Raw genomic sequence first — 13,985 nt, 5'->3', positions numbered from 1 at the left:
GGCGCGCCACGCTGGTAGCTACGTCGTATCTATTTTCCCACCAGCTATCGCGCCACTTCGCACGATTCTATCGGAGTGGCTCGGCAACGTTGCTCTCGCCGAGCCCTATCCGAGCCGGCCGCTTCGCCGGCCGAACCCGCGGACGAACGTCTCCTCGTCGATAGAGAGCACCGTGGGTCGGCCGTGCGGGCAGGTGTAGGGCGTCTCGCACGACCCGAGTCGCTCGATTAGTCGCGCGGCCTCGTCGTCGGTGAGGTCGTCGCCCGCTTTAATCGACGGATGGCACGCGAGGTCTTTCAGCAGTTCGTCCCGCGGGTCGGCGTGGTCGCCCGACGCGACGCCAGCCACCACGTCCGCGAGCGCGTCCGGGGCGAACGGTCGGCCCAGCGGTGCCGGGACCGCTTCGACGCGGTACGTTCCGGCCCCGTCCCCGTCGCCGAACTCGGCGACGCGGAATCCCAGTCCCTCGACGAGGTCGCGGTTCGCGTCGAGGAGCGCCGCGTCGGTCGGCGACAGCGAGACGGTCGCGGGCGGGTCGAGGGGGACGGCGTCGATGCCCGCCGCCTCGACGGCCTCGCGGAGTCGCTCGTAGTTGATGCGCTCGTGGGCCGCGTGCTGGTCCACGACGAGGAGTTCGTCGCCGGCCTCGCACAGCAGGTACAGGCCGCGGAAGCGCCCGATGACGCGGAGGTCGTCGAACACCGACGCGGCCTCGACGGGCGCGAGCGAGCTATCGAGGTCCATCGCCACCTCGCCGCTCCGCCGGAGGTCCGCGGTCGACAGCGCGTCGCGGACGCTCGACTCGACCGCCTCGGCGACGACCTCGGCGTCTCTGAAGCCCACCTCGTCCTTCGCGGGGTGGACGTTGTGGTCGACCCACGCGGGCGGCAGGCGGAGTCGGACGACGCCGACCGGTTCGCGCCCGTCGGGCAGGAGCGTCCCGTACCCGTCGGCGACCGCCCGACGGACTCGCGGCTCGGCGAGGGCGCGGCCGTTGACCGAGACGTGGACGTGGTCGCGCCGGGAGCGCGTCACCTCGGGGTGGCAGAGCGCGCCGTCGACTTCGACCGCGGCCGTCTCGCCGGCCGCGGTGACCTCCCGAACCGCGTCGAACGTCGAGGCGTGGCTCGCGGCGTCGCGGCCGTACACCGCCAAGAGCGCGTCCGAGAAGCGGTCGGTCCCGGGCGTCGTGAGCGTCTCGCGGCCGTCGTGTCGCAGGACGAACCGCGCGTCCGGACGCGCGAGCGCGTAGCGCGCGACGACCGCCGAGACGCGGGCGAACTCGGCTTTCGGCGACGCGAGCGACTTCTTCCGCGCCGGGCGGTCGGAAAACAGGCCGGTCACGTCGACGGTCGTCCCGCGCGCCCGCCCCGCGGGCGAGACGGTCTTGTCGCGCTCGCCGTCGCTCGCCTGTTCGTCGCCGTCGACGACGACTCGCGTCCCGCGCGGGCCGCCGTCGTTCGTCGTCAGTTCGAGGCGGGCGGCGGCCGCGGCGATGCTCGGCAGCGCCTCGCCCCGGAAGCCGAGCGTCTCGACCGTTTCGAGGTCGCCGGCCGCAGACAGCTTGCTCGTCGCGTGTCGCTCGACCGCGAGCGCGGCGTCCGACTCGGCCATCCCGCGGCCGTCGTCGGCGACGCGGATTCGGTCGGTCCCGTCGCCGTCGACCTCGATTTCGACGGTTTCAGCGCCGGCGTCGAGCGCGTTTTCCACGAGTTCGACCACGACGCTCGCGGGGCGGGCGACGACCTCGCCGGCGGCGATTTTCGAGCGCGTCTCCGGGTCGAGTCGGCGAATCATTCGAGTCTTCCTTTGAGCTCCGACAGGAGGTTCAGCGCCTCCAGCGGCGTGGTGTCCACGAGGTCGGCCTCGCGGAGCGCCTCGGCGACGGCTTCGAGTTCGGGGTTCGGTTCGGCCGCCGCGGCCGTCGCGGTCGTTGCAGTCGTCGAAGTTGCCGTGCCCTCCCGCTTCTGGTGCTCGTTCTCGCCATGGCCGTTCTCCAACCCGTCGACGTAGGCGGCGAGCGTGCCGTCTTCCGCGGCCTCGGCCACCTCGCCGTTCGCCGCGGCGGCGACGCCCTCGGCGTCATCTTCGGCGTCGCCCGCGCCCTCGGCGTCGGCGTCGGGTTCGTCCACGAGGTTCCGCGCCCGCTTGACCACGCTCGCGGGTACGCCGGCCAACTGCGCCACTTCGACCCCGTAGGACGACGAGGAGGGGCCGTCGGCGACGCTGTGGAGGAACGTGACCTCGCCGTCGCGCCGCGCGGCGGTGAAGTGGAGGTTGAACACGCCCTCGCGGTCGTCGGCCGCGTCGGTGAGGTCGTGGTAGTGGGTCGCAAACAGCGTCGTCGCGCCGACCTCGTCGTGGAGGAACTCGGTGGCCGCGCGGGCGATGGCGAGGCCGTCGGCGGTGGAGGTGCCGCGGCCGACCTCGTCGAGGAGGACGAGCGAGTCGCCGGTGGCGTTGTGGAGGATTTCGGTCAGTTCGCTCATCTCGCGCATGAACGTGGACTGGCCGCCCGCGATGTCGTCAGACGCGCCGATGCGGGTGAACACGCGGTCGAGGACCGGCAACTGCGCCGATTTCGCGGGGACGAAGCTCCCGACCTGCGCGAGGACGCAGACGAGCGCCACCTGCCGCATGTACGTCGATTTCCCGGACATGTTGGGGCCGGTGACGAGCGCGACGCTCCCCCGCGGGAGGGCCGCGGGGTTCGGCACGAACTCGTCTTGTGCGCGCTCGACGACGGGGTGTCTGCCGGCGTCGATGTGGATGCCGCCGGTCTCGCCGGTCGCCCCGGCTTCGTCGGTCGAGCCGACCGAGGAGGCGGCGTCCCCGTGGAACTCGGGGCGGGCGTAGTCGTTCGCGACCGCCACGTCCGCGAGCGTCCGGAGCACGTCGAGGTCGGCGAGGGCGTCGGCGACGGCCTGAATCCGGGCGGACTCGGTCGCCACGTCGGCGCGCACCTCGCAGAACAGGTCGTATTCGAGCGCGTCGGCGCGGTCCGAGGCGCGGAGAATCTCGTCTTCGCGCTCCTTCAGTTCGGGCGTGTAGAACCGCTCCGAGTTCTTCAGCGTCTGGCGGCGCTGGTAGTCGTCGGGGACGCGGTCGAGGTTCGGGTTCGTCACCTCGATGTAGTAGCCGTGGACCTGATTGTAGCCGACCTCCAGCGAGTCGATGCCGGTGCGCTCCTGCTCGCGGGCTTCGAGGTTCGACACCCACTCGCGGCCCGCCTCGGCGGTGCCGCGGATGTCGTCCAGTTCGGCGTCGAAGCCGTCGGCGATGACGCCGCCCTCGGTAATCTCCTGGGGCGGGTCCGAGACGACCGCGTCGCCGACGAGGTCGCGCACGTCTTCGAGTTCGTCCAGCGAGTCGCGGAGGTCCGCGAGGAGGTCGGAATCGGTTCCGGCGAGCGCCTCGCGGACCTTCGGAACCCGGTCGAGCGTCGTCTTCAGCGAGCGCAGGTCGCGGGCGTCGGCGCGCTCGCGGGAGACGCGGGCGACCAGCCGTTCGAGGTCGTACACCGACGAGAGGTGGTCTCGGAGGTCGGCGCGGGCCAGCGCGTCGTCGCAGAGGGCCTCCACGGCGTCCAGTCGGGCCTCGATTCGGTCGCGGTCGACGAGCGGGCGGCGGAGCCACGCCTCCAGTCGGCGGCGGCCGAGCGCGCAGGCCGTCTCGTCGAGGACCGAAAACAGCGTGCTTCCGGCGCGGGCGCTCCGCGACTCGAACAGTTCGAGGCTTCTGATGGCGGTCGCGTCGAGCTGGAGGAACTCGCGCGGGTCGAACCGCGTGACGCGGGTGACGTACTCAAGCTTCGAGTCGCCCTGTGCGTACTCGGCGTAGGCGAGCGCCGCGCCGACCGCCCGGAGTTCGGCGGCCGACTCGACCACGGCGTCCGGCCGGGGGGCGTAGGCAGACAGCGTCTCGCGGGCCGCGTCGGCGTCGAACGCCCCCGGCTCGAACGGCGTCTCCATCGGGTCGAACGGGAGGTCCGGGAGGTCGCAGTCGGGGCCGACGACGAGTTCGGCGGGCGCGAGGCGCTCCAGTTCTTCGAGCGCCAGCGCGCGGTCGGCCCCGGTGACGAGGCACTCGCCGGTCGAGACGTCCACGACGGCGAGGCCGTAGGTGGCGGCGTCGGCGTCGCTGTGGCGGCTCTCGCCGTCGCCGACCCGAGCGACCGCGCCGAGGTAGGTCGCCCGCCCGGCGTCGAGCAGTTCCTCGTCGACGACTGTGCCGGGCGTGATGAGTTGGGTGACCGCGCGGTCGACGAGGCCGGACGCCTCCTCGGCGTCTTCGACCTGCTCCGCGAGCGCGACCCGGTAGCCGGCGTCGAGCAGGCGTTCGAGGTAGCCCGCGGCGTTGTCGATGGGGATGCCCGCCATCGGCCACGTCCCGGTGGAGTCCTCGCGCTGGGTCAGCGTCACCTCGCAGGTGCGGGCGACGGCCTCCGCCGCGCCGCAGAACGCCTCGTAGAAGTCGCCGACCTGAAACAGCACGACCGCGTCGTCGTGTTCCTCGCAGAGGTCGGCGTACTGCGAGAGCATCGGCGTCAGGTCGTCCCGCGCTGCCAGCATCTCCGGCGGCGCGCCGTACACCGCCTCCCGCTGGGCGTCCGCGTTCATACTCACACCCGGGTCGCCGAGCGATAAAAACGCCCGGGAACGCCCCGGTCGCCGGCCGTCGTCCCGTCGTCCCCCGCGATTGAGCGTGTGTACGCCCGACAGGGTCAGTGTGGACACCCAGCAAGGTTAGGTAGACTGAGGCAATACTAACATGCAGAGACCCGTCGGCGGTGCGGACGGTCGGCGGGGCATCCGGAATATCAATGACTGATGCACATGCAGACGCCGACTTCGACCCCGCGCTCTCGGTCGAGGCGGTGTCGGACCTCGCGACACGAATCTCCGAGAACGTCGAACGAGTCATCGTCGGCCACCACGACGCCATCGAAGACATCATCGTGACGCTGTTCGCCCGCGGGCACCTCCTGTTGGAGGACGTGCCGGGCGTCGGCAAGACGATGCTCGCCCGCGCCATCGCCACCTCGATAGAGGGGTCGTTCGAGCGCATCCAGTTCACGCCCGACCTCCTCCCGTCGGACGTGACGGGCGTGAACGTGTTCAACCAACAGACCAGCGAGTTCGAGTTCCGCGAGGGCCCCGTCTTCGGGAACGTCGTCCTCGGCGACGAGATAAACCGCGCGCCGCCGAAGACGCAGGCCGCGCTCCTCGAAGTCATGGAGGAGCTACAGGTCACGGTCGACGGCGTCACCCGCCGCGTCCCCGACCCCTTCACCGTCATCGCCACGCAGAACGACGTGGAACCCGACCGAACGTACGACCTCCCGCTGGCCGAACTCGACCGGTTCATGAAGAAGATTCACCTCGGCTACCCCAACGAGGCCGAGGAGACGGAACTGCTCGGCCGCGTCTCGGGCCACCACCCCATCGAGTCGCTCGAACCGGTCGCGTCGGCCGGCGACGTGCGCGACGCCCGCGAGCGCATCCTCGACGTGACGGTGAGCGAGCCGGTCCGCCACTACGTCTCCCGGCTCGCCGCCGACACCCGGGCGCGCGCCGACCTCGGCGTGAGCCCCCGCGGCTCCATCGCGCTCGTCCGCGCCGCGCAGGCCCGCGCCGCCCTCGACGCCCGCGACTACGTCGTCCCCGACGACGTCCAGCGCGAGGTGCGGAGCGTCTGGGCCCACCGCGTCCGGACGACCGACGAGCGCTCCGGCCGCGACGTGGTCGAGCGGGCGCTCGACACCGTCGCGGTCGAGTGAGACCGATGAAGCTCACCCTCCGCGGCTGGGTCGCCGTCGCGGTCGTGGTCGTCGGCGTCGCCAACGCCGTCGCCTACGGCCCGCGGGCGCTCAACGCCGTCGTCGTCCCGGTCGCCGTCGGCCTCGGCGCTCGCCGACGCGGGCCGCACCGACGAGCGCGCCGAGTTCGACCGCCTCCGCGAGTACGTCCCCGGCGACCCGCTCCGCGACATCCATTGGAAGTCGAGCGCCAAGTCCGGCGACCTCGTGGTGAAAGCCTATTCCGACCGGGTCACGGCCGACGCGGTGCGCGTCTCGGCCGGCGCGACCGACGGCCACGAGGACGACGCGGCGGAGGCGGCCGCGACGCTCTGCTGTGCGCTTCTCGACGCCGGCGTCCCGGTCCACCTCAGCTCGCCCGCGGGAGTCGTGGAAGCGACCGCCGGCGACCGCCGGCGCGTCCTCGAACATCTCTCGCGGCTCCGCTCGGGGTCGGTGCCCGACGAGACCGCCGCGGTCGTCGTCAGCGGCGACGCCGGAAAGACGCACGTCGCGCTCGGCGGCCGCGAGACGACGTTCGACCGCCTGCGCGCCGACGGCGACGCCGCGGGTGGCTCGAACCGGAACCCGGCGACTCGCGTCGATGCCCGCGGTGCCGGCTCGGGGGTGTCGGCGTGACGGTCGCCGGCGAGTCGTCGTCTACTTCAGCCGGCTCGACGAGCACCGTCTTCGGCGTCCCCGCGGGCCTCCTCGCGGCGGCGGCCTCGCTGGTCCTCATCGGCGCGTTCCTCGCGGTCGTCTACGACATCACGGACGTCGTGGGCCGTCGCGACCAGTTCGTCCTCCTCGCCGGGGGGACCCTCGCCCTCGCCACCGTCGTGGGCTGGACGCTCCGGCCCCGCTACGCGCTCGGCCTCGCGGTCCTCATCGCCGCCGGCGGCTTCGCGGCGTACTTCCTCGCGCTCCCCGAGAGCCAACTCGCGCTGCTCTCGACGGAGCGCCTGCTGGCCGACACGTTCGCGCTCCTCAGCGGCCTGTCGGCGCTCCGGCTCCTGTCGGCCGACGTGTGGGCGCTCGCGGTGACGCCCGGGCCGGTGTTCCTCGCGTGGTACCTCGCGGTCCGCGGGCGAATCGCGCCGGCCGTCGCGGTCGCCGGGAGCGGCCTCGGCCTGTTCGTCCTCACCACCGACGCCACGGGGACGCTCACGCTCCTCGGCGTCGGCGCGGGCATGGCCGCGGTCGGCTTCGACGGCATCGACCGCTTCGGGAGCGCCGGCGGCCAACTCGACGTGCTGACGGTCGTCCTCGCCGCGATGGTCGTCCTCTCGGCCACCGTCACGGTCCTCCCCGGCGCGGGCGGGTCGCCGGTCATCCCCGACGAGGGCGTGGCCGACCAGCCGACCGTCGAGGCCAGCCTCGTGAGCGCGGACGACCGCATCTCCGTCGTCGGGAGCATCAGCCTCTCGCCGCGGGTCCGCTTCGAGGTCCAGAGCACGTCGCCGGACTACTGGCAGACCGCGACGTTCGACCGCTACACCGGCGACGGCTGGGTCAGGACCGGCGACACCCGCGACTACGAGGGCGGCCGGCTGGCCGGTCCCGATGGCCCCTCGCGGTTGGTCCGCCAGACCGTCACGCCGGCGACGCCGCTCGACTCGATGCCCGCGGCGTGGCGGCCCGTCGCCGTCTCCGGCGACATCGAAAACGAGACGCTCGTCACCCAGCAGGGGAACCTCCGCCCCGACAGAGCCGTCGAAATCGGCGAGACGTACAACGTCACGAGCGACGTCCCGCAGTACACCGCGGCGTCGCTCCGGCGGACCGGCACCGACTACCCCGACGAGATACGCGAGCGGTATCTCGCGCTCCCCGACAGCACGTCAGACCGCGTCCGCGACCGCGCCGCCGAGATAGCGGGCGACGCGGAGACGCCCTACGACAAGGCCGTCGCGGTCGAGGAGTGGCTCGAAGCCAACAAGGAGTACTCGCTCCGAGTGTCCCGTCCCGACGGCGACATCGCCGAGTCGTTCCTCTTCGAGATGGACGCCGGCTACTGCACCTACTACGCCTCCACGATGGTCGTGCTCCTCCGCTCGGAGGGCGTTCCCGCGCGGTTCGTCACCGGTTACACCACCGGCGAGCAGGTCGGCGACGACCGCTACGTCGTCCGCGGCCTCGACTCCCACGCGTGGGTCGAAGTCTACTTCGAGGACACCGGCTGGGTCCGCTTCGACCCGACGCCCGCCGGCCCCCGGCAGGACGCGGAGTCGAGCAGTCTCAGTGACGCCCGCGACGAGGGACAGACGGGCATCGACACCAACGAGACGAGCCCCGAGTCGAACGAGACCGAACAGCCCACGACGACCGCGACCGACACTCCGACGCCGACCGAAAACGGGACCGAGACGAACGAGACGCCCGCCGGCGGCAGCCCGCCGGGGCCGAGCATCGACGAGCGCCTCGGCGTCACGCCGACGGGCGACGGGGCGGCCGAAGACGACGGCGGCGGCCTCGTCCCCGAGCTGCCGTCTCGGGAGACGCTGTTCGTCGGTCTCGTCGGCCTCCTCGGCGTCGTCGCCGGCGTCAGGAGGACTCGGCTCCCGGCGCACCTCCGGTTTGCGACCGCGGCGTATCAGCGGCGCACCGACTCGCCGGCCGACGACGTGTTCCGGGCGTACGACCGCCTCGAACTCGCCCTCGAACGCGAGTACCGGCCGCGTCGCCCCGGCGAGACGGTTCGAGCCTACCTCGATTCGCTCTCCCGGGTCGGCGTGGACGAGCGGACCCGACAGGTCGGCCGACTCTACGAGCGCGCGAAGTACGGCGACGGCGTCACCCGCGCCGACGCCGACGAGGCGGTGGCCGCGGCGAACGCCGTCGTCCGCGCTCGTCTGCCGCTCGTCAGACGCTGGACGGACTGAGCGGCGCGAAGAACCGCGTCACTTTTTCTGTGTGCGCTCGCACGAACGGTCAATGGCGACACGAGACGCTGTCTTCGTACTCCTGTGTGCCGCTCTCTGCGTGGCCGCCGTGGTCGCGCCGACCGCGGCCGCACAGGAGGCCCCCGCGAGCGGTCCGGGCGTCGAACCGCTCGTCCAACAGGGCGTCGAACCGGACAGCACGCGAATCGTCGTCGACGTCTCCGAGAGCGGCGACGCCACTTGGGAGATTCAGTACTGGACCCGACTCGACGACGAGAACACCACCGAGGCCTTCCAGTCGCTCCGCGACGACGTGCGGGCCAACCCCGACGACTACACCTCGGCGTTCGCAGAGCGCATCGCCTCGACCGTCGGGGCCGCCGAGAACGCCACCGGCCGGGAGATGAACGCCACGAACGTCTCGGTCTCGGCGGAGACGCGGTCGCTCCCCGATAGCTTCGGGGTCGTCAGCTACTCCTTCGAGTGGTCCAACTTCGCGGCGGTCGACGGCGACCGCCTCGTCGTCGGCGACGCCATCGAGGGTTTCTTCCTCGACAGTAGCTCCCGGCTCATCCTCTCGTGGCCCGACGACTACGACGCGACCACCGTCGAGCCCGCGGGCGACGAGACGCGCGAGCACACGGTCATCTGGCGCGGCTCGCAGACCGAGTTCGTCTCGGGCGAGCCGAGCGTCGTCCTCGAACGCGGCGCTGGCGGTCCGGGAACGTCGGCGACGGCGTCCGACGATGAGTCCGACGCGGGCGGCGACGGCGGCGACGAGCCGAGTCCGCCGCCGGAACTCCTCAGCAACGAAGAGCGCGTCCTCCGACTCATCGAGTCCCGCGGGGGCCGCATCAAGCAACAGGAGGTCGCCGGCGCGCTCGACTGGACCGACGCGAAGACGAGCAAGGTCGTCCGCGGGATGCGCGACGAGGGGACCATCGAGGGCTTCCGCCTCGGCCGCGAGAACGTCCTCCGCCTGCCCGAAGACGACGAGGGCGCGGACGCGGACGACGGCGACCCGAAAGGAGTATAAATTTCTTACGACTGTTTATACCGGTGGTAAGTCCCTAATCGGCAGACGGAGGCGACCCGGTCGAGATTCCCAAACTGCCGTTGACTGGGGTTGATTCGCGGGTACGACCGCACGTTTATATCGGAACGCGGCTCCAAAGCGGGAGTGATGAGTCGACGAACCGCTGCGCTCGTCGTCGCCGCCGCCGTGTTGCTGGCGACGGTGGGCGCACCGCTCGCTCTCGCCGCCCCGGCCGGACCGATAGGAACGACGGCCGCCGTCACCGATGGGTCGGTCGCGGCCCCCGTTGCACAGACGACCGCGAACGACAGCGCGACCAACGACAGCGCCGCGTCGTCGGAGACGCTCCCCGGTCAGCGCCTGTCCGCCGTCATCGGCGTGCAGGGCTCGGAGACCGACGGGGAACTCGAACGCCGCGCCTTCGAGACGCGCTTCGCGAACGCGAACTCGAACGCCTCGAAGGCCGCGGTCGTCGCCACGCAGGTCGACACGGTCCGCGAGCGCCTCACCGAACTCGAACAGCGTAAGGACCGCCTCGAAGCCCAGCGCGCCAACGGGACGCTCTCTGAGGGACAGTACCGCGTGCTGTTGACTCGGACGGTCGCCGACATCGAGCGCACCCGGAGTATGCTGAACCAGACGACTGACGCCGCCTCGACGGTCCCCGCCGAGGACCTCTCGGCGCGCGGCGTCGAGACGGCCGAACTCGATAGGCTTCGCACGAACGCGAGCGAACTCACCGGCCCCGAAGTGGCCGAAATCGCCGGCGAACTCGCGGGGAACCCCGGGAGGGGAATCGGCCGCGAGCGCGCCGCAAACGAGTCGGACACCGACAGCGGCGGACAACCGGACGACGCGGGGCGGGGTGACGCCCCGGGAAACTCGCGTTCTGAGGCGAGCGGCCGCGCCGATGACGTTCGCGCCGACGACGGCAACGTGCCCAACGGCAACGCGCCCAACGGCAACGCGACCGACGGAAACGAGACTGACGCGACCGGCGACGCGTCCGAGCGCCCCTCGGACGGCGCTGACCGCGGCAACGCCCCGGACACGCCGCCCGGAAACGACAAGCGCGCGAGGGACGTCGACGAGAGCGGCCCCGCTGTGAACCCCGACGACGCGACGACGGACGACGAATCGGAAACGTCGTCCGCGGACGACTCGGGCGCTTGAGGCCGGGGACGGCGACCCCGCCTCCCGATACTGTTTAATATCCCCATCCTGTAGGTCCACACTGTAATGTCGGAAGTCTGCTCGACGTGCGGGCTCCCTGAAGAGCTCTGCGTCTGCGAGGACGTGGCGAAAGAGTCTCAGGAGATAGTCATCCGCATCGACGAGCGCCGCTACGGAAAAGAGGTTACAGTCATCGAGGGATTCGACCCGAGGGACGTCGACATGGACAGCCTGTCGTCGGACCTCAAGTCGAAGTTCGCTTGCGGTGGAACCGTCGAAGACGATTCCATCGAACTCCAAGGCAATCACCGCGGCCGCGTGGAGGACTTCCTCCGCGAAAAGGGGTTCAACGTCGCGTGACCGACCTCTGAATTAGCCCGCCGTCGAGATTTTTGCGAAGCGAGTCAGCGCGCGCGAGCCGTTAGTCTGCCAATCGCTCGACTCTGTTCGGTCACGTCACCGTCCAGCGACGCCGCCGTTCAGCGACGTTCGTCGTCGCCGCCTTCTTCGCCGTCGCCGTGTCCCTCGTCGAGACCCTCTTCGAGCGGGCCGTCCCACGCCGCGAGCCCGCCGGCCATGCTCTCGATGCGGGCGTCTTCGGTCCCCTCGTAGGCCGAAAGCAGGCGGACGGCCTGCACGCTGGCCTCGCCCCGCGGGCAGACGGTGACGACGTGCTCCGCGCCCGCGACGCGGTCGAGGTGCGAGACGAGGTTCGAAAGCGGGACGTTGATGCTCCCCGGCACGTGCCCGAGCGCGAACTCGGCTTCCGTGCTCACGTCCACGACCAGCGGCGGGTCCTCGGCGTCGAGGAGCGCCGCGACCGTCTCGGGAGCGATTTCGTCGACCATCTACAGCAGGCCCTCGTCGCGGGCGAGGAGGACGCCCTCGACGGTCGCGTCGTTCGTCGGCGGTTCGGTCGCCCGCTCGATGGCCTCCTCGACCGGGACGGCGCGGACCGAGAGGAACTCGTTGTCGTCGAGGTCGCGCTCGACCGGCGTGAGGCCCTCGGCGAAGACGAAGCCGCGGCGGTGCCGGAGGACGCCCGTCGAACACCACACGTCGCCGATGACCGACGCCGAGTCGGCGGCGAAGCCCGTCTCCTCGCGGAGTTCGCGCAGTCCGGCGTCGGTGAACGACTCGCCCTTTTCGACGACGCCCGCGGGGAGTTCGAGTTGGGTCTGACGGATGTTCGGCCGGTACTGCTCGACAAAGACGACGTGGTCGTCCGCGACCGCGACGACGACGACCGCGGTCGCCAACTCGGCCCAGTAGTAGCGCTTCGTCGTCCCGTTGGGCTGTTCGACGAGGTCGTAGCCGCCGGTGAACCAGCCGGTGTCGTACTCGACTTCGGATTCCAGCACGCGCCACTCGGGGTCGGGCAGGCGCTCGTGTCGGCGGCCGTCGTCGGTCATCGGTCCGCTCCGGTCGCGTCGCCGCCGAGTCCGCCGGCGTCGGTCGCGGTGTCGTCGTCGGCTCCGGCCGACTCATCGTCACCGCCCTCGGACTCCTCGCCGAGGAGCGCGTCGCGGTAGACGCGGCCGAAGGCGTTGCGTCGGAGGGTGCTGACGGCGGCGTCTTCCTCGTGTTGGAACGTCGTCGCCAGCACCGTCTCGGCGAAGGGGACCGCGTGCCACGCGACGCGCTCCACGTCCGGATTGCCGAGTTCGACGAGTTCGTAGTCCTCGTGGGCCGCGCGCCAGTCGTCGAACTCGGCGCGCGTGCCGACCGTGACCGAAAGCGACTCGGCGAAAAGCGCGTTCCGGACGGTCTCGACCACGTCGCCGGTCACGCGGTCGCGGTACTCCTCGCGGTCGAACTCCATCGCCTTGGCCGTCTCGCGGACGACCACCTGCGCGGTCGGTCCGACGCGGTCGAAGGCGGCCTCGGCCTCGTCGAGCGACGCCGGCGCAATCGTCCCGTGGGTTTCCATCGCCAGTCGGTTCGGGGTCCGGACTTACGACTCTTTCCTGTCCGCGTCGTCTTCGGTCCCCTCGTCGCGGTCGTCGGCATCGGCGCTGGCGTCGGCGTCGCCCTCCCGCGGCGCGTCCTCGGTCTCGCCGCCCTCGCCGTCGTCCGCGACCATCTCGCGGGTGAGCGACCGCGCCTCCTCGAAGATGCGCGCGGCGTCGCCCGACAGCGACTGCGACCCGTCGGAGCCGCCGAACGGTTGCGGCTCTCGGTCGGGAATGTCGTGGTCGTGTCCCTGTCCGTGCGCGTGACTATGGCCGCGGCCGCCGGTGCGGTCGACCGTGTCCTCGAACACCTCGTCGAACTCGCGTTCCTCGGCGAGCTCGGAGACGAGCGGGCCGAGCGAGTCGGCGTTCAGGTCGGCCCACTCGGGGGCGTGTTCGTCCAGCCACGTCTCGTGGTCGTCGCCGTGGACGATGGCCTGTAGCGCGAGGTGGTTCGCGAGATGCGTCTCGTCGCGTTGCGGCGCGTCGCAGACCGGACAGGCGTATCCCATACCCTCCGGTAGCGGCTCTGTGTACCAAAACCCGTCGCACTCTCGCGTCGCGCCACGTCGGCGTCGTCGGTCGTCGAAGAAATGTGACCGCGTCGCCCGCGTGGTGGTGGTGGTGGTGGTGGTGGGTCGCGGGCGAGCGGCCGTCACGGCACCGCGGTAGGGTGCCGCGTCCGGTGGTGGTAGTGGTGGTGATTCCGACTCGTTCGTGTGCCGATGCGTCAGGCGGAGGTGACGATGACCGTTCCGTCGGCCCAGAGGGTCACGTCGCAGGCAGCGTACCGGAACTCGATGTGACCGCGCGAGGGAGCCACCGACCCGCGAGTGTCGCCGTCCGTCGCCGGTGCCCGCACCAGCGGGTCGAACAGTTGACACAGCGCGTCGGGGTCGATAGCTTCGGACAGCAGTGGGAGGTCGATGGCGTCCACGCCTCTCAGTTGGGCGGTCGCGGTGACGACGGTCACCGCGAGGGTGTCTCGGCCGCCCCAATCGTGTCGGGCGACGACCTCGTCGGTCGTCCCCGTGTTCCATCCCACATCGTTGCCCGGTAGCACGCGAGTTTTGTCCATGGTTCGGTTCGCGTCGACACCTCGCCGACAGCCGTATCGACGGCGCTCCCGGATATAGCGGTCGCTG

General features: G+C 71.2%; 12 protein-coding genes and 1 pseudogene. 6 read left to right on the top strand and 7 right to left on the bottom strand.

Going from position 1 to position 13,985, the window contains the following annotated elements:
* Positions 1 to 105: 105 nt before the first annotated feature.
* Both mutL and mutS read right to left on the bottom strand, forming a co-directional pair.
* The gene (gene mutL, locus BN996_RS01590; protein WP_089776876.1) at positions 106 to 1,797 is read right to left on the bottom strand and encodes a DNA mismatch repair endonuclease MutL; all 1,692 of its coding nucleotides are present in this window, start codon (positions 1,795 to 1,797) and stop codon (positions 106 to 108) included.
* On the bottom strand, positions 1,794 to 4,619 hold the full coding sequence (gene mutS / locus BN996_RS01585) for a DNA mismatch repair protein MutS (protein WP_089776875.1): 2,826 nt from the start codon (positions 4,617 to 4,619) through the stop codon (positions 1,794 to 1,796). Before mutS ends, mutL begins: the two co-directional genes overlap by 4 nt.
* A gap of 203 nt (positions 4,620 to 4,822) precedes the next feature.
* On the opposite strand from mutS, the gene BN996_RS01580 reads away from it, so the two are divergent.
* The 6 genes and pseudogenes from BN996_RS01580 (at position 4,823) to yciH (ending at position 11,248) form a co-directional block, all read left to right on the top strand.
* Positions 4,823 to 5,779: an AAA family ATPase gene (locus tag BN996_RS01580; RefSeq protein WP_089776874.1), complete on the top strand. Its 957-nt coding sequence runs from the start codon at positions 4,823 to 4,825 to the stop codon at positions 5,777 to 5,779.
* Positions 5,780 to 5,784: 5 nt separating this feature from the next.
* Positions 5,785 to 6,436, top strand: a pseudogene (locus tag BN996_RS01575) (DUF58 domain-containing protein).
* Positions 6,433 to 8,679, top strand: coding sequence for a transglutaminase TgpA family protein (locus BN996_RS01570; RefSeq protein WP_089776873.1), 2,247 nt, complete (start codon positions 6,433 to 6,435; stop codon positions 8,677 to 8,679). The pseudogene BN996_RS01575 and the gene BN996_RS01570 overlap by 4 nt, the downstream one beginning before the upstream one ends.
* 52 nt (positions 8,680 to 8,731) lie before the next feature.
* The gene (locus tag BN996_RS01565) at positions 8,732 to 9,715 is read left to right on the top strand and encodes a DUF7345 domain-containing protein (RefSeq protein WP_089776872.1); all 984 of its coding nucleotides are present in this window, start codon (positions 8,732 to 8,734) and stop codon (positions 9,713 to 9,715) included.
* A gap of 147 nt (positions 9,716 to 9,862) precedes the next feature.
* The gene (locus BN996_RS01560; RefSeq protein WP_089776871.1) at positions 9,863 to 10,888 is read left to right on the top strand and encodes a DUF7096 domain-containing protein; all 1,026 of its coding nucleotides are present in this window, start codon (positions 9,863 to 9,865) and stop codon (positions 10,886 to 10,888) included.
* A 66-nt stretch (positions 10,889 to 10,954) separates the two neighbouring features.
* Positions 10,955 to 11,248: a stress response translation initiation inhibitor YciH gene (yciH, locus tag BN996_RS01555; RefSeq protein WP_004041826.1), complete on the top strand. Its 294-nt coding sequence runs from the start codon at positions 10,955 to 10,957 to the stop codon at positions 11,246 to 11,248.
* A gap of 119 nt (positions 11,249 to 11,367) precedes the next feature.
* Here yciH and BN996_RS01550 read toward each other — a convergent pair whose 3' ends face one another.
* From BN996_RS01550 to BN996_RS01530, 5 genes are all read right to left on the bottom strand, one after another.
* Positions 11,368 to 11,736: a rhodanese-like domain-containing protein gene (locus BN996_RS01550; RefSeq protein ID WP_089776870.1), complete on the bottom strand. Its 369-nt coding sequence runs from the start codon at positions 11,734 to 11,736 to the stop codon at positions 11,368 to 11,370.
* On the bottom strand, positions 11,737 to 12,300 hold the full coding sequence (locus tag BN996_RS01545) for an NUDIX hydrolase (protein ID WP_089776869.1): 564 nt from the start codon (positions 12,298 to 12,300) through the stop codon (positions 11,737 to 11,739).
* Positions 12,297 to 12,818 carry a DUF5809 family protein gene (locus BN996_RS01540; RefSeq protein WP_089776868.1) on the bottom strand — a complete coding sequence of 174 codons (522 nt, stop codon included), beginning with the start codon at positions 12,816 to 12,818 and terminating at the stop codon, positions 12,297 to 12,299. The genes BN996_RS01545 and BN996_RS01540 overlap by 4 nt, the downstream gene beginning before the upstream one ends.
* A 24-nt stretch (positions 12,819 to 12,842) precedes the next feature.
* The gene (locus tag BN996_RS01535) at positions 12,843 to 13,352 is read right to left on the bottom strand and encodes a DUF5810 domain-containing protein (protein ID WP_089776867.1); all 510 of its coding nucleotides are present in this window, start codon (positions 13,350 to 13,352) and stop codon (positions 12,843 to 12,845) included.
* 218 nt (positions 13,353 to 13,570) lie between these two features.
* On the bottom strand, positions 13,571 to 13,918 hold the full coding sequence (locus BN996_RS01530) for a HalOD1 output domain-containing protein (protein ID WP_089776866.1): 348 nt from the start codon (positions 13,916 to 13,918) through the stop codon (positions 13,571 to 13,573).
* Between the last annotated feature and the right edge of the window lie 67 nt (positions 13,919 to 13,985).

The organism is Haloferax massiliensis (assembly GCF_001368915.1).
GTDB classification, from domain to species: domain Archaea; phylum Halobacteriota; class Halobacteria; order Halobacteriales; family Haloferacaceae; genus Haloferax; species Haloferax massiliensis.
This window is presented reverse-complemented; position numbering and strand designations above follow the sequence as displayed.